This is a genomic window from Desulfuromonas sp. KJ2020, from assembly GCF_024197615.1.
Taxonomy (GTDB): domain Bacteria; phylum Desulfobacterota; class Desulfuromonadia; order Desulfuromonadales; family SZUA-540; genus SZUA-540.
This window is the reverse complement of record NZ_JAKUKE010000003.1, coordinates 707,480-724,221: the sequence shown is the minus strand read 5'-3', so window position 1 is coordinate 724,221 and position 16,742 is coordinate 707,480. Positions and strand designations below refer to the sequence as shown.

The window sequence follows — 16,742 nt, the reverse complement described above, 5'->3', positions numbered from 1 at the left end:
AACCAATTCGGGGCTCTGCCACAGCCCTTTGACGAAAGGAGGTGAACCTAAAAGCAATACCCGCAAGACCACGGATACCAGCCATAAGGCGGCTATCCACACATCCTCCGAAAAAGGTAAACCCATCGCGAGGTGGGGACACAAAGTCACAGATCCACTTCAAGGTGAAGGGGATGGCTGGGCTGTTCGGACCCAATCTAAAAGATTTTCAGGAGGATCAAAATGAAGAAGTTTTTTGTTATCTGTTCTGCCATTCTGTTTACATTCGCCATGAGCGGGTTGGCCCTGGCCTTCCATGACGGCGGCGTCGCCCACTGCGACGGCTGTCACTCCATGCACGGCGGCGCCGCTAGCGGCCCGTCCCTGCAGCAGGGCTCCGACGCCAGCTCCACCTGTCTCAACTGCCACGATGGCGCCGCCCGCTATCACGTCAGCAGCGCCGACGGCAGCAACACGAACGAAGGCGGCGATTTTCACTGGGTTAAAGACAACGGGTATGCCTACTACCAGCGTGGTGTTAAAGTTGTCGATTACAGCAACATGGGCCACAACGTCATCGCCGCCGACTTCGGCATCGCCGCGGACACCAACCTGACCGCTGCCCCTGGCGGCTCCTACTTGGCCGCCAACCTTTCCTGCACCAGCTGTCATGACCCCCACGGCCAGGCCCAAGGTGGCACCATCGGTGGCGCCGCGCCCATCTCTGTCTCCGGCTCCTATGGCGCCGTTCCTGTAGCAGGCACCATCGCTGGTAACTACCGCATCCTCTATGACAGCAACAAGGTCGGCTTCTCCGAAGACGCTCCTATCGCCCGCGCCAACAGCTACGACGGTGCTTCCACCCAATACGGCAGCGGCATGTCCGGTTGGTGCGCCAATTGTCACGGCGCCTTCTACAGCCAGAGTGCATCCAGCGGCATGCACCCGACCGACGTCACCGTACCCACCGTCTACAACAGCTATGTTGCTACCGGTAACTACACCGGCACCGTCGCTACCGCTTACGATCCCCTGGTGCCTTTCGAGCGCGGCGTGACCACCGCTTCTTCTGACCTGCCTGATCCGACCGATGCCCTGACGGCTGGCGTTGGTGTTGACGGCAGCTCCAAGGTTATGTGCCTTTCCTGCCATCGCGCCCATGCCTCGGCTTTCCCCAACGCCCTGCGCTGGGACCAGACCGAAGCCTTTATCGCTGAAGGTTGGACAACTCTGACGGGTACGGGCGCCGTTCTGCCCACAGCAGCAGCCAAGGAATACTACAAACACGGTGTCGAAGTTGACGTGGCCGTTTTTGACCCGGCCGGCACCCCCTTCACCAACGGCTACGGTCACTATCAGCGTTCCCTGTGCAACAAGTGTCACGTACAGGATTAATCGCCGGTCTACTCTGGCATAAGATGTTTTACCTGTAATACTTTATAAAGGGCTGGCGGTTTTTTAAGTCGCCAGCCCTCTTTTTCGACGCACAATCCCTGCTTTATGAACAGCGACTTCTTAATCTGACAGCTGTGCTTCTCTCGGTGGGTACCATGTCCCAGCCCATACTGACATCTCTGGTCGCCATGATCACCCTGTTCCTCGCTGCCTTTCCGGTCGAGGCGACCGCCGCCTTTCATACAGGTGGTGCCGGTTCGTGCAACGGCTGCCACAGCATGCACCACTCGGAAGATGGTCTGCCCCTGTCAACCGGCTCCGGTACCTGGCTGCTGCGGGCCTCGGATGCCAGCTCCCTCTGCCTGAACTGCCATGCCGGCCCCGGCGGCCCGACTTCGGCTGCCGTCTACAGCTTCGACGGTTCGGCGCTCACTCCCGGTGGCGACTTTTACTGGGTCACCAAAACCTTCAGCTGGGCCGGCGGCACCAGCCCCGCCGCCCGTCACGGTCACAACATAATCGCCAGCGACTTCGGTCTTACGGCCGACCCCAACAAAGTCAACGCGCCGGGCGGTTCCTACCCCGCCGCGGCGCTGACCTGCATCAGCTGCCATGACCCCCATGGCGGCCGACTCAACGGCACCGGCGCTCCCATTTCTGTTTCCGGCTCCTATGGGGAAGACCCGGCTGCGGGCACGCGTGCCGGCAACTACCGCCTGCTCGGCGGTTCCGACTATGTCACCAATGGCTTTGCCTTTACATACGATGCCCCGATAGCGCGACAGAATCCGTCCCGTCCCTTTGCCGAATCAGACGATTCCCATGTCGATTACGGGGCCGGCATGAGCGAATGGTGCGGCAACTGCCATGGCGCCATGCTGCCAAACGAACATCAGGTGGGGAATGGCACCTTTGAACACCCCATCGGCGTGGATGCGCGCTTAGAAGCGGACATCGCCGCCAACTACAACAGTTATATCCGTACCGGCGATCTCAGCGGCATCGCGGCCATGGCCTACCTGCAGTTTGTTCCCTTTGAACGAGGAACCACCAGCACGGCCCTGCTCGACCCCACCAGCACCCAAGGACCCGATGCCACTGCCAACGTCATGTGCCTGACCTGCCACCGCGCCCACGCTTCGGCCTTCATGTACGCCGGGCGCTGGGATTTTACCGCCAACCTGCTGGCGAATTCGCACCCGGCCATCGGCGACAGCGGCGCCACCGTCACCGATGTCAGCAACAGCACTTACGGACGAAACATTTCCCTTGAATTCGGCAGCAGCCAGGGGTCGTTCTGCCAGAAATGCCATCCGCAGGGAACCCCCTGAATGGGCAGTCCATCCTCATCTTAGGGCGGACACAAGGAGCTGAAGGTGAATAGACTTTTTTTACTTAACGTGCTGCTGATGCCCTTTCTGCTGATGGCCTGCAGCCTGCCCGTTATCCCCTCCCCCGCAGTCAGCCAGCCGGATTACGGTCTGCGCCTCTATGTACAGCCTCTGCCCCAGGAAGCCCAGAATCTGACCCTGACCCTGGCGGATTTCGCCGCTATCCGCGCCGATGGGGTGCCCGTTCCCTTGACGACGTCGCCCCTAAAACTGGACGGAAACCGGATGATGGAGATGCAAAAACGCCTCTTGGCTACCCCCCTGCCGCCCGGGGATTACCAGGGGTTAAGTTTGCGCGTCGCCAATGCCGAACTGCGCACGGACGAGGGGATGATCTCCCTGCTCGTTTCTGAAGAACCTTTCGTACTCAAGGAAGATTTTCGTGTATTACCGGACAGCGCCCTGGCCCTCTTTCTGGCCCTGGAACCCCAGCGTCTGGTAACGGATGGCTATCGATTGACGCCGCTTTTCAGCCTGTGGAAGTCACGACCGGCCCTGCCTGAGCTCAAAGGCCTGATCAGCAACAGCGATGCCGGCACCCTGAGCGTCTTTGAAAAGAGATCGTCCCAGGTAGTGGGTGTTCTGACCGTCGGCCGTCAACCTAAGGGCCTGGCACTCGATTCCCGCCAACGCCGGGCCTACGTCGCCCTGGCCGGGGACGACAGCCTTGCCGCTATCGACTTAATCAATGAGAAAGTTCAGGACAAACTGCGCCTGCGCGCCGGCGACGGCCCCAGTGAACTGGCTATTTCCCCCGATGGCGGCACCCTGGTGACGGCCAATGCGGCGACGGCCAGCCTGAGCATCGTCAGCACCTCCCCCCTCGCCGAGCAAGGCCGCCTGCTCTTGACGACAGCGCCCGGCTCGGTCTTTTTCGGCCCCGCCAGCACTCTGGTGTACCTGCTGCAGCCCGACATTAACACGCTTGCCCTGGTGGACACCCATCGGCAGGACATCATCGCCTCGGCGAACCTGGAGTTCAGCCCCATCCGGGGAACCGCCAGCCCGGATGGACGCTCACTCTACCTGATCACGGACGACTCGCCCTACCTGCTGGTGCTGGACGCTGCCTCCCTCAGGGTAACCGACCGCATCCTGGTCGGTTACGGGGCCCGCTCACTGGCGGTCCATCCCCACAGCGGCCTGGTCTACGTGGGGATGGCATCCGGCGAAATCGCCTTTATTGACCCGGCTTTAAGCCTGCCCATTGACACCCTGCAAGGGGACGAAGAAGCCGTCTGGCTCCATGTCGACTTGGAAGAAAATGCTCTTTTCGTTGTATCCACTCGCCACAATCGAGTAGCCAAATACGATCTGGTGAGCAAAAAACGACTCGGCCTGCTTGAGGCTGAGGCCGGCAGCTATGCTGCCGTACTCATGGGTGACTAGCCGCCATCATGACCAGAACCGCTTCCCTCAACTGCCTCCTACTGATTGCGCTAGCCTGGTTCCTGACGCCTGCCGCCGGCTACGCCGACAGCCTGCGACTGCTCGGCGACTGGACTTATACCAGCACCAGCTCGGACACGAATGATCGCCGTGAGCAGGAACGCACCGATTCGGAATCGCAGCGCTTCAGTCAGATTTACCGGCTCGACCTGTCCAAGGAACTCGGCCCCACCCTCTTTTTAAATGGAGGAGCCCAACTCGAAGACAACGATTTGCGAAACGAAACGGTTTCCACCGAAACCGGTTTCACGAAAACCCGTACGGAAGGTTCCACCGTACGGCCTTATGTCGATCTGCAATGGCTGATGCCCCTCTACACCCTGTCGGGCGGCTATGAGGAGCGGGAGGCCAAGACGAAAACAACAGGAAGCGACACTCAGCGGGACTTCATGGAAACCACCACCGCCCGCTTTTTCTGGCGTCCTGTCGAGCTGCCCACCCTCGAGCTCAACTACGCTCATACGCTGCGCTACGACGAGCCTCTGACTCGCGACAATGAAAGTAAGGTTTATCGACTGAGCAGCAAATACCGCTGGGAGGACCTGGAATTTCTTTACAGCTATCTGCGCAGTGACGAAGAGCAGAAGCTGGCTGGCACAGAAGCCCTGACACAGACCCATAACGGCCGGGTACGCTACGCCCGCAATTTTTACGACAACCGTCTGGCTGTTAGTGCCGGCGCCCGCATGGAACGTTCCACGATTGAATTTCAGGGCGGAGTATCGCAAATCCCAACAATCTCCAGGGGAGAAGGTTTTTTCCTGATCAATGACACTGACCCCACGGATACCGACCTGGCTCTGACCCCTTATACGCCAACCAGCGAGATACCTTTCATCGATGCCATCGATCTCAGTCCGTCAGGACCGCAGACCCCCATCAGCCTGGGCCTCGATTTTGGCGAACAAATCCAGGTCGACGTTATCGAGGTCAGCCTGCAGACGGACGACCTGACCCTGGATCGGCTGACATCCACCTCTTTCGACTTTCGAGTTTTCATCAGCGACGATCAGGAAAACTGGACGGAGGTCGGTGCTACCCAGGTACTCGATTCGCTGGACAGCCTCTACCGCATCGATCTCGCCAGCCAGGTCAGCACAGAATTTATCAAGGTGACGACCTTTGCCCTGCCGGCGTCCTCGGGCATCACGGCGGATATTCTGGTGATCGATATGCGGGCTTTCGTCTTTCCACCTGCCGATGTCACCGAAATCACCTCGACCTATCAGAACCTTAACGCCGGCCTGTCCTGGAAGATTACCGACAAAACCCAGCTTCTGTACGACGCCACCTACCAGTACCGCGAAACCGATCTTTTTGACGACACCCGCGCGCGTTTGAGCAACGGCCTCAGCCTGATCCATCGCTTTAATCCGATTTTTTCCGGTACGGCCCGCCTGCTGCGCAGCGATGCCTGGGAGCAGTGGAAGCATGACACCGCCACCACCAACTACAGCGCCCAGCTATCAGGGCGCTATCTGCCAACCCTGAACCAGAGCCTGACCTACAGCGGCATGCGCACCGAGGAACCAGAGGGCAAAAGCGTCAGTAACGCCATCATCCTGCGCACCAACGCCGAGATGTATACCGGCTGGGACCTCTCCTTCGACCAGGGCTACAACTGGCAGGACTCCATTACCGGCCAGGACACCTCCGCCTTTTTTGTGCGCCTGCAAAACAGCCTTATCCCGCATCCCCGCTTCAACCTGATCGCCGACTATTCTATCCGCTGGGAGCAGCGGGAGCACGAACCGACGGAGCGGGGAGAGACAGGCCGCGTGCGGGCCACTTGGAGCCCGACGGATACGCTCAGCCTCAACGGCGAGGTACGGCATAGACGCAGTGAAGAGGACATCTACACCTATTGGGAGTACGGGGCCGGCTGGCTCCCCTTGCGCGACGGCACCCTGCAACTTAATCTGGCGTATTACGAGGACGGCGACACAGACGAAGACTGGCGTCGCACCTTTACACCGAGCCTCGTCTGGAGCGTTACCGAGGCGGCCACCCTGAGGGTTCTGTATAATATCGGCCGCCAGGAAGTCCGTGACGAAATGACGGATTACCAATCCGTCATGGTGAATTTTCGCATCTATACCAATTGATTGTCGGTTTTTCAGGACGGCCGCCGGACGGCCCATATCGACCTGATCCGTTTCACCAAATGAAGAGGATTGCCATGAAACTCTCCACACTGTCCAGAATTTTCCCCTTGTTGCTGCTGGCGCTTTCTCTGGCTGCCTGCGCCTCTTCGGAGGCAACCTACAAAAACGCCACCATGAACTTTGGCGCCGTCCAAAGCGTCGCCGTGCTCCCCTTTGAAAATCTGACGACGGACGACGACGCTTCGGCCCGGGTGCGCGACACCTTCATGGGCATGCTGCTGGCGACGGAAGCCATGTACGTGCAGCCACCCGGCGAGGTGCAGCGGGGGATCGACCGCGCCGGCATTCCACAGCCGACCCAACCCCCGGCGGACAAGATCCAATCCATTGGTAAAATCCTCGGCGTCGACGCCGTCATTACCGGCGTGCTGCGGGAATACGGCCAGGTTCGCTCCGGTCAGACCCAGGCCAACATCATCTCGCTGAGTCTGCAGTTGATGGAAGTCGAAACAGGCACGGTCGTCTGGTCCGGTGCTGCCACCAAGGGCGGCATTACCCTCTCCGACCGCCTCTTCGGCGGCGCCGGCGACCCCATGAACGAAGTGACTAAAGAGGCAGTCAATGATCTGCTCGATCAGCTCTTCCAATAAGCTTCGTGCCGCTGTGGCCGCCCTGCTGCTGCTGGCGTCCACCGTTTTCGCACAGGAGCCGCCCGCTGCCGCTGTCCCGGCGGAGAGCGTTGAAGAGTTGCGACTGTCCTCCCCGCAAACGGGGGAAGTCTCTCCCTTGGCCGTCGGCACCGGTGTCGTGACCTGGAGCACGACGGCGCAGGGAGGCAAGGACCCCATCGATTTGTCCTTCGAACTGTCCCGTGACGGCAACACGGTGCAGCGGGTGGATACGGGCCTGAACACCCGCTGGATCTGGCGTCCGGAGACGGCTGGCGACTATCGGGTGCGCGCCCTCGCTGTCGATGCCCTGGGCAACCGGGCCACCAGCGACTGGTCTCGCGTCTTTCGCATCGCCCCGCCTCTGGTGGTCGACTTCCCCCGCCCTGACCGTGAACCGCCCCAGGCGGCCCGCAGCTTCCCCATCGTCTGGTCGGTACGGGCGACCGGCGGTATCGGCAATCTTGACCTGACCTTTGAACTGCTCCGTAACGGGGAAGCGCCCCAAACCATGCAGAGCGGCGCTGAAACCACCTGGCGCTGGCAGCCGCAGGAAGAAGGGTCCTATCAGGTGCGGGTCGTGGCCCTTGATGAGCAGGGCAACAGCCGCACCGGCCCCTGGACCACCCTGTACCGCATTGTACCCCCTCTCGAAGTGAGCCGCCCGGATACAGTTATCGTACCACCCCGGATGCTGGGTAGCGTGGAGGTCCCCTGGACGGTTCAGGCCAAGGGCGGTTTTGACGGCAAGGGCTATACCTTTGCGGTGCGTCCTCCCGATGGCAAAATCGTCGACATGCAGGAAAGCTCCAAACCCGAATGGCTGTGGACACCGGAGGTGCCCGGCCCTCACCAGGTGCGGGTCACCGTAACCGACGCCAAGGGGAATGAATCCGTCAGTGACTGGTCGGAACCTTTTGGCATCGCTCCGCCCCTGCGCATCGAAAAGCCACAGCCTTCCCGCCCGGCCCCACAGGCGGCCATGACCCGATTGGTGGCCTGGTCCGTGAAAGCCATCGGTGGGGTTGGCCCCAAGACCTATACCTTTACCCTGGTCCGCGACGAGGAAACCACCGGCCAGGCCGAAACCGTTACAGGACCTGAATGGTTCTGGTGGCCGGCGGAAAAGGGGGCGTATCGGATTCAGGCCAAAGTGACGGACTCGCATGGCAACGAGGCGCTCAGCGAGTGGTCTGATCCCTATGCCATCGTGCCGCCGCTGGTCGTCCAAAAACCCTGGACCGCTGTCCCCTTCCCGCAGGTGGCTGGAACCCTGACCGTTCCCTGGACAACCGAAGGCACAGGGGGCGTCGGTAAGCGGCGATTCGCCTTTGAGGTGCAGGATGAAGAGGGAAACTCTACCGTGACCCCTTTTGCCTCGGAACCGCGCTGGATCTGGGAGCCGCAACAACCGGGAGATTATCGTCTGCGAACGCGGATGACGGACAGTCTTTCCAACGAAGCGGTCAGCGAATGGACCGATCCGATCCGATTGGAACCACCCCTCACCCTGACTGCCTTGGCCGCTGACAAGCCCTCTCCGCAGGCGGCGCAGACCGTCCCGGTGGTCTGGTCCGTTGCCGTCAACGGCGGCGTTGCCCCCATCGATACGGTTTTTGAGCTGAAGAATCAGCAAGGCCACGTGCTGACGGTGCAGACCGGACCTGAGCCCCGTTGGACCTGGCAGCCGGAAGAAGCCGGCCAGTTTCAGTTGCGGGTGCGAGCCATTGATGCCCTCGGCAACGAAACCGCGACGGACTGGTCGCCCGCCTTCCACATCGCACCGCCCCTGCACGTCTCGATTCCCCAACCCGACAACGTCTCGGACCAATATGAGCTGCACCAGCCCGTCACCTGGACGGTGGAAACCAGCGGCGGCGTCGGTGGGTTGACCACCAGCGTCTGGTTGGAAAAACGCGATGGCGGCGTGGAAAAGGTGCAGTCCGGCCGGGCGACTTCCTGGGTCTGGAACCCGAAGGAGCCGGGTTACTACCGCGTGCGGGTGGATATTGTCGATCAGCTGGGCAACGAGGAAAAAAGTCCCTGGTCGCCCTGGAAGGAGGTCGTCCCTCCTCTTTCCCTGCAGTCTCTAACCTCCGCCGCGCCTGCTTCACGGCCGGCGTTGGGTGAACCACTCGTCTGGAAGGCGATGGCCTCCGGCGGTCTGGGCACGGTTTCCTACGAGTTCAGAACACTCAAGAATGGCAGGGAACAGGTCATTCAGAAGGGCGCTTCGCCTGAACTGCGCTGGGCCCCACACAAACCGGGAACCTACCAGGTCAAAGTGATCGCTATCGATGGCGAGGGCAACCGGGAGGAAAGCCCCTGGTCGGCCGAAGTGCTCATCACCCCGGCGATTGACCAGGGTTCCCTCATCGCCGTGCTGCCCGTGGAAAACCTGACCGGCGTCAAGGCACCCGTCGACACTATCGGCGCCTTCATCGAAGAAAAACTTCGCCAGCGTGGCTACCGGCTGCTGCCCGGGCAAGCCCTCGCCGACTTCATGAAAACCCACCGCATGCGCTACACCGGCGGCATCGGCGAGGAGCTGTCCCGCGCCTTGGCGGCGGAAACGGGGACGCAGGCCGTTTTTATCACCTCCCTGGAAAGCTACCAGGATGCGGCGCCGCCTCGCCTGGCCTTGTCGGCCCGTCTCGTGCGCTGCGGCGATATACCAGAAATTGCCTGGATGGACAGCGACGCCCGCACCGGTGATGACGCGCCTGGGTTATTAGGGCTGGGGCGCATCACTTCTCAGGAACAGCTGCTGGAAGATGCCGTCAAAGACTTGCTTGACTCCCTCGATGCCTACCGGGCCGGCCAACCGATCAAAGAGCCGGCCAGCAAGGGCAAATACCGGCCGGCCGAGCGCTTCCGTGCCCCCGATTTCGACCCGGAGGCCAGCTATACGGTGGCGGTTGTGCCCTTTCTCAACAAATATGCCCGCAAGAACGCCGGCTTTGTACTCCCTCTGCATTTTCTGCAGAATCTGCACGCCCTGGAGAACGTGCGGGTCTTCGAGCCGGGTCTGGTGCGGGAACATCTGCTCAAATACCGCCTGATCATGCAGGCCGGCCCTTCGCTGGCCGTCTCCGACATTCTGGCCAGTTCCTCGTCCCTCAGCGCCGACCTTATTCTGTCCGGTCAGGTCTTCGACTACCAGGATCAACTGGGAGATGCCAAGGTTGACTTTTCTGCCCAGGTGTTTGATGGGGCAAATCGCCAGGTCATCTGGTGGTCTCGCAGCACCGCCCAGGGAGACGACGGCGTTTATTTTTTTGATGTGGGGCGGGTTCTTTCCGCTCACAGCCTAACCCAAGGCCTGACCGGCAACATTACCACCCATCTATTCAAAGACAATTGAGCCAAACTGGTACGTTTTTCGCTTTCATTAGAATCAGTCCTTTAACGTCAACCACTGACCAAGAGGTTATTTCATGAAAAAAATGTTTCGCCTTATCCCTCTCGCACTGATGATCAGCCTCGCTCCCATGGCCTCCGCCTTCGCCTTCGGTGATGCCCAGCATGCTGAGGAACACCGGGCCAACCAGGTCGTTCTCGACGACAATGCCACCCTCAGCCTGCAGGTTCCTGTTTTTTCCCCCAGCTTTGCGGGCACTCCCGTCGCTTTCGTCAACAAGCATCCGGTCCTGCTGGGCCAGCTGACACCTGCCCTGACGCCTGTTCACGAAGAAATGCCCTTGCCGACGTCGGGCGCAGCCAAAGCTCTGACCAACACGATGAACCGTGAACTCGACAAGGTGATCGCCGAGCGCTCAGAGGGCAAGACCGAAGTGAGCGTCGAGCGTCTGACGGCCGGGGGCATCGACAAGGATCGAAACCTGCAGATCAACGTGCCCCTCTCTTCGCTCTGGTTCGGCGAAACGCCCGTAGCCGAGGTGAATCAGGAGCCTATCGTCATGGCCGAGTTTTCACGGGATTTGAAGGCTTCTTATGGTGATATGACCGAAGAGAACCACCATGCCACCCTCACCGAAAATGCACAGCACCTGTTGGACCGCCTGATTGCTGTTCGGCTGGTCGCGCTGGAGGCACGGAACATCGGTTTGGACCAGACCGCCACGATCCGTAAGCAGGTCGATGATTTTGCCGAAAAGACCCTGCTATATGCTCTGCTCAACAAGCAACTGGCCGGCCTGACCGTCGACGAGAAAGAAGCAAACAAACTCTATCGGGATATTTCCCTGGAAGGGAAATTCGAAAGCTACCGCTTCTCCAAGCAGGAGGATGCAGTCGCGCTTCTCAAGGCTCTGGAAGAGAAGAAATCCTTCGACGCCCTGATCAAAGAAGCCATCGCCCAGGGCAAGGCCGTCAAAGAGCCCGACGCGGAATACACCTCCTTCAAGAATCTGCTCCCCCAGATCGCCACCGATGCCAAGGAGATGAAGGCGGGGGACATCAGTAAGATCTACACGAAGGCGGATGGCTTCCTCATCTTCCGCCTGGTCGACAAACGTTTTATGGAAGATCCGGCTGCCCTGCAGTTCGCCCGCAAAGCGGTATGGGACGGGCAGGTGGCCAGCCAGGGAGAGAAGTACGTCTCCAAGCTGGTTGATGAAAAGGCCATATTCAACAAGGAGGCGGAGGCCGCTATCGACTTTGCGAAAATCAAGGAGAAAAACCCGGAGATCAAGCTCGGCGAGGCTCTGGCTCCCCTGCTGACAGACAAGCGCGTGCTTGCCACCGTCAAGGGGGCGGAGCCCGAGATCCTCACGGTGGCCGAGTTTGCCGGTCGACTGAACAGCACGTTCTATCACGGCACCGACATCCCCCTGGATGTCAAGGAGGTGGAGGGCAAGAAGGACCAGATTCTCAACGACATCCTCTTCCGCCGGGCCGGCACTTTGGTCGCAAAAAACCTTGGCCTGGACAAGGAACAGGATTATCGCCTGCAGGTCGAGGAGTTCGAGCGCAAGACCCTGTTCGACAACTTCGTGCAGAAGGCCGTCGTGCCCGATGTAACCATCAGCGAAGAAGAAGTTCGCCAATATTACGATGACAACCTGCAGAAGTATTCCACCCCGACCATGCTGCGGGTCAAATCCCTCCCCTTCTACCGCGAGAACGATGCCCGCGACGCCCTGAAGAAACTGCAGGGGGGGAGCGATTTCAAATGGGTGGCCGCCAACTCCTCCGGTCTGGTCCCCGTAGAGAACAAGGATCTGCTCACCTTCGGCAACAGCATCCTGAGCCTGACCTCCCTGCCGGCCCATCTGCAGAAGGAAGGCGAAAGCTATCGCACCGGCGACGCCATTGTCTTCGACGATCCGGGTAAATTTTTCTACGTACTCTATTTTGAAAAGGTCTATCCGCCCGAGCCGAAGCCTTACGATCAGGTCCGGGAGGAGATCCGGCAGATCATTTTCCAGAACAAAGTGGAGGAAACCCTGGAGATGTGGATCGGCAAACTCAGGGAAGCCTACGACACCCGCATTTATCTGAGCGGGCAGGCTTCGTGAGAGATTTTAAGGGTAAGAGTTTTGATACGAGACACTCATTGACAAGGTTGTTTTCTGAGCGAGGTTGGACCATGAGCTTATCGTCAGGAAAAAACAAATTTTGGACGGCTCTCTTTTCGGCGGCGGTCATCGTCCTCTTGGCGGGCCTTACTACCGGGGAGGCCGAGGCGGCCAAGCGTTCCTTCAGCCGCCAGGGCTGTATCGACTGCCACAAGGACTTTGACAAGGAATACCTGTCCAAAAAGCATGTGCACGCCATCGTCAAAGACCAGAAATGCGAGGAATGCCACCTGCCTCACGGCATCATCCCCAAGCTGCTGCTGAAGGAGTCGGGGAACAAGGTCTGCTTCCCCTGCCACAGCCAGGAGGATCTGGGCCTGGACAAAAAGGGCGTTCACAGCGCCGTGCGCAAGGGGCAATGCACGACCTGCCACAACCCGCACGCCTCGGACAACCCCTTCATGATGAACGCGAGCGGCAGCGATATCTGTTTCCAGTGTCACGATAAGACCCCCTTCTCCCGCAAGGAGGTACATGGCGTCATCCAGGATCAGGGCTGCCGCGCCTGTCACATGGCCCACGGTTCCCCTGAACCGAACCTGCTGACGGAGAATCCGCTGAAGCTCTGCCTCACCTGCCACGACCCCGGAGATAAAGCCTTCCGCCAGGCCCACGGGGATTATCCGGTGGAGCAGCAGTCCTGCACCCTCTGCCACGATCCCCATTCCAGCGATCTGGGCAGCCTCCTTAAAGGCAGCGTTCACTCGCCGGTGGCGGAAGCCAGCTGTGAGGCCTGCCACAACGGCGCCACCTCGGCCGAACCCTTCGGCCTGGCCCAGACCGGCAGCGAACTGTGCCAGAACTGTCATGATCCCGACGCGCTCAAGGGCGGCGGTACCGTGCTCCATTCGCCCTTTGAGGGGGGCGAATGTCTCTCCTGTCACGCCCCGCACACCTCGGACAATGCCGTGCTGCTCACGGCCAAAGGCAATCAGCTGTGTTTCGACTGCCATGCCGAGAAAAACGCCAAGTTCACCAGCCCTCACGCGCCGGTCGATTCGGAACGGGGGTGTCTGTCCTGTCATTCACCCCATGCCGGCCTGCACGACGGGCTGCTCGCCCAACCGGACGGCCAGCAGTGCCTTGAGTGCCATGCGGACGTCAAGACCGCCATTGCCAAGCTGGCGAAACCTCACCAGCCCGCCACGGAAGAGATGTGCAGCACCTGCCATAACCCCCACGGCTCCAACGCACCCGACATGCTTACCCAGCGGGCCGACAGCCTGTGCTACCAGTGCCACGCCGAGCTGGAGGGCGAGTTCCTGCAGACGGTCATCCATCAGCCGGTCAAATCGGGGAGCTGCACCCTCTGCCACAGCGGCCACGGCGGCTCGGATGCGCGCTTCCTGCGGGCCCAGGGCGCCGATCTCTGCGTGAAATGCCATGAGACGCTGATGGACAACCCGAACAAGGAACTGGAGCATTCCCCCTTCAAGGATCGGGATTGCCTCATCTGCCATGATCCCCATGCCAGCCCCTACGGCGGCATGCTCGCCGACGCGCAGAGAACCGTGTGCGCGGCCTGTCACAGTGATCTTACCGATGAACTGGCCTCGGCGAAGAGTCAGCACGCCCCCGTTACCAACGGCGAGTGCAGCCAGTGCCACAGTCCGCACAAAACGGCCCTGCCCGGCCTGCTGCTCACCACCGGCCCGGACCTCTGCCTTAGCTGCCACACGACTCTGAAGGACAAGATGGGCAGCGAGCGGGCCCATTCTCCGGCCGCGCAGGATTGCCTGCAGTGCCACAAACCGCACCTGTCGGAGCAGAACCGCTTGCTGACAGAGCCCCAGCACAGCCTGTGCGCCGCCTGTCATGAGACGGATGTCGACTCCTTCCGCAAGGCACACGCCGGCATCGCCACCGAGGTCATGGACTGCGTCACCTGTCATAATCCGCACGCCTCCAAAGACCCGCAATACTTCAAGGATGTCATGCATGCGCCCTTTGCGGCACGATCCTGTGAACCCTGCCACCTTGTCGAGCAGTAAGGGGGACGATATGAACCTGAAAACGAACCTGATTCTGACTCTTTTCGCGGTCCTTGTTCTGACGGCTTCCACCGCGCTCGGTGCCACCGACGCGCAACTCAAGCTGGCCAAGGGCGCCCGGGGCGATCTTTGCCTGACCTGCCATGAGGCCTTCAAGGACAAGATGAAGAAGCCCCATATTCACACACCCCTGAAAAAAGGGGACTGCACTGGCTGCCACAACCCCCACGCCGCCGACCACGGCAAACTGATGGCGGCGGAGCCGAGCCGGATCTGCAGCAAGTGTCACGACGGTCTGATCCCGGACGGCTCGAAGAGCATTCACCAGGTCGTCGCCGAGGGGAAGTGCGCCCTCTGCCATGACCCCCATTCGGCCGACAACCGCAACAACCTCGTTCAGGCCGGCAGCGCCCTCTGCTTCGAGTGCCATGCCGAACTCGGCCAGACCATGGCCCAGAACAAGGTGAAACATGCCCCCGTGGAGAAAGACTGCCTCACTTGCCACAACCCGCATGCCTCCCAAACGGGTTCTGCCCTGCTGAAGGAAAAAGCGCCGGAACTCTGCCTGAAGTGCCACGACCCCAACAAGGGCACCTTCAAGAGCCAGCACCTCAACTACCCGGTGCAGACCGCCAACTGTTCCTCCTGCCACAATCCCCACGGCTCGAACAGTCCATCCATTCTCTATGACAACGTGCACGAGCCCCTGAAGAAGAGAATGTGCAAGCAGTGCCACGAAGATCCCTCCTCGGCGACCCCCTTCGCCACCCTGAAACCGGGATACGAGCTCTGCCAGGGTTGTCACTACGAGATGCTCAACGAAACCTTCAACAAGGACCGTCTGCACTGGCCCCTGGCTGACAAGAAGGGCTGCATCAACTGCCATGCACCCCACGCCTCGTCGGAAGCCAACCTGATGGCGGGCCCCATGCTCAACGTCTGCGGCAGTTGCCATGCGGACACCATCGCTCGCCAGGATCGCAGCCAGACCAAGCATCAGCCCATCGCCGACGGCGAGTGTGGCTCCTGTCATTCCGTGCACAGCTCAAACAACCGTTTCATTCTCAACGAGCCGAACACCGTCGATTTGTGCGGCCAGTGTCACGACTGGCAGACCCACTCGACCCATCCCATCGGCAGCGAAGTGGTCGATCCGCGCAACCGCAACCTGACCCTGGACTGCTTGAGTTGTCACCGCACGCACGGGACCCAGTACAAGCACTTCCTCTACTATGAAACCATCAACGACCTGTGTATTCAGTGTCATACCAAGTATCGGAGGTAATCATGAAACCAGCGAGGATCGCCATCCTGACTCTGATGCTGTTTCTGCTGCCGATGGCCGCTTCGGCTGCCGGTACCGTAAAACTCAAACATATTCAGACCCTTTACGCCGACGCTGTGGGCAAGCCCATGAACGGGCCTTCCGCGGTAACCGTGAAGGAAGATGCCGTCGTGGTAACGGACAGCGACAACCGCCGCCTTTTGCGCTTCACCCTCAAGGACGGGGTCGTCACCCCCGGCGCCACCCTGCCGGTGGACCGCATCTATCCGATCAAGGTGCAGATCGGCAGCAACGGGGAACTGTTCGTGCTTGACGGCAAGGATCGCCGCATTGTCCGTCTCGGTGCCGATGGCGCCCTCAAGGGGAATCTGGACATCAAGGGAGCGGTATCCGGCAAGGTGGTGCCACGCAGCCTGCGCATCACTGCCGACGGCAAGATTGCCATTCTGGATATCTTTTCCGAGCGCGTGCTGTGGGTGGATGAATCCGGGGTCGTACAGGGGCAGCTCCCCTTTCCGGCGGACTACGGCTTTATCTCCGACCTCAGCGTCGACCGCCAGGGCAACGTCTTTTTGATCGACAGCGTCACGGCCGTGGTCTACCTGGCCAAAAAAGGAGAAGACAGTTTTGCCCGCCTGACCGGCAGCCTGAAGGAGCACATGAATTTCCCCTCGACCCTGGAAGTCGACAACCAGGGGCATATCTACCTGGTCGACCAGTATGGCAGCGGTCTGGCGGTCATTGGCATAGACGGCTCTTTTCTCGGGCGCAAACTGGGAATGGGCTGGAACGACAGCCAGCTCTTCTATCCGGAGGGGATGAGCATCAGCGACCAGGGTGACGTCTTCATTGCCGATCGGGAGAACAACCGGGTTCAGCAGTTCCTTGTGGTGGAATAAAGACTTCAAAGGGGGGACCCGCTCCCCCCTGCAACATGCC

Annotated in this window: 10 protein-coding genes and 1 riboswitch; all 10 genes read left to right on the top strand. The window is 60.3% G+C overall.

Annotation, left to right across the window (positions count from 1 at the left end; all coding sequences use genetic code 11):
• The first annotated feature begins 105 nt into the window (after positions 1–105).
• Positions 106–190, top strand: a riboswitch (cyclic di-GMP riboswitch).
• Positions 191–222: 32 nt separating this feature from the next.
• The 10 genes from MJO47_RS11725 (at position 223) to MJO47_RS11680 (ending at position 16,702) form a co-directional block, all read left to right on the top strand.
• The gene (locus MJO47_RS11725; protein WP_253961310.1) at positions 223–1,374 is read left to right on the top strand and encodes a hypothetical protein; all 1,152 of its coding nucleotides are present in this window, start codon (positions 223–225) and stop codon (positions 1,372–1,374) included.
• A gap of 155 nt (positions 1,375–1,529) precedes the next feature.
• Complete coding sequence (locus MJO47_RS11720; protein ID WP_253961309.1) at positions 1,530–2,705, top strand: cytochrome C; 1,176 nt, start codon at positions 1,530–1,532, stop codon at positions 2,703–2,705.
• A gap of 45 nt (positions 2,706–2,750) precedes the next feature.
• A complete protein-coding gene (locus MJO47_RS11715; protein ID WP_253961308.1) occupies positions 2,751–4,154 on the top strand; it encodes a YncE family protein in 1,404 nt (467 codons plus the stop codon).
• Between the two features lie 8 nt (positions 4,155–4,162).
• The gene (locus MJO47_RS11710; protein WP_253961307.1) at positions 4,163–6,319 is read left to right on the top strand and encodes a hypothetical protein; all 2,157 of its coding nucleotides are present in this window, start codon (positions 4,163–4,165) and stop codon (positions 6,317–6,319) included.
• Positions 6,320–6,393: 74 nt separating this feature from the next.
• Complete coding sequence (locus MJO47_RS11705) at positions 6,394–6,969, top strand: GNA1162 family protein (protein ID WP_253961306.1); 576 nt, start codon at positions 6,394–6,396, stop codon at positions 6,967–6,969.
• Entirely contained in the window at positions 6,941–10,351 is a 3,411-nt protein-coding gene (locus tag MJO47_RS11700; protein WP_253961305.1) for a hypothetical protein, read from the top strand. Before MJO47_RS11705 ends, MJO47_RS11700 begins: the two co-directional genes overlap by 29 nt.
• A gap of 73 nt (positions 10,352–10,424) precedes the next feature.
• A complete protein-coding gene (locus MJO47_RS11695; RefSeq protein ID WP_253961304.1) occupies positions 10,425–12,467 on the top strand; it encodes a peptidyl-prolyl cis-trans isomerase in 2,043 nt (680 codons plus the stop codon).
• A 71-nt stretch (positions 12,468–12,538) separates the two neighbouring features.
• Positions 12,539–14,518, top strand: coding sequence for a cytochrome c3 family protein (locus tag MJO47_RS11690; protein WP_253961303.1), 1,980 nt, complete (start codon positions 12,539–12,541; stop codon positions 14,516–14,518).
• Between the two features lie 10 nt (positions 14,519–14,528).
• Positions 14,529–15,803, top strand: coding sequence for a cytochrome c3 family protein (locus MJO47_RS11685; RefSeq protein ID WP_253961302.1), 1,275 nt, complete (start codon positions 14,529–14,531; stop codon positions 15,801–15,803).
• Positions 15,804–15,805: 2 nt separating this feature from the next.
• Positions 15,806–16,702, top strand: coding sequence for an NHL repeat-containing protein (locus MJO47_RS11680; protein WP_253961301.1), 897 nt, complete (start codon positions 15,806–15,808; stop codon positions 16,700–16,702).
• Positions 16,703–16,742: the final 40 nt, after the last annotated feature.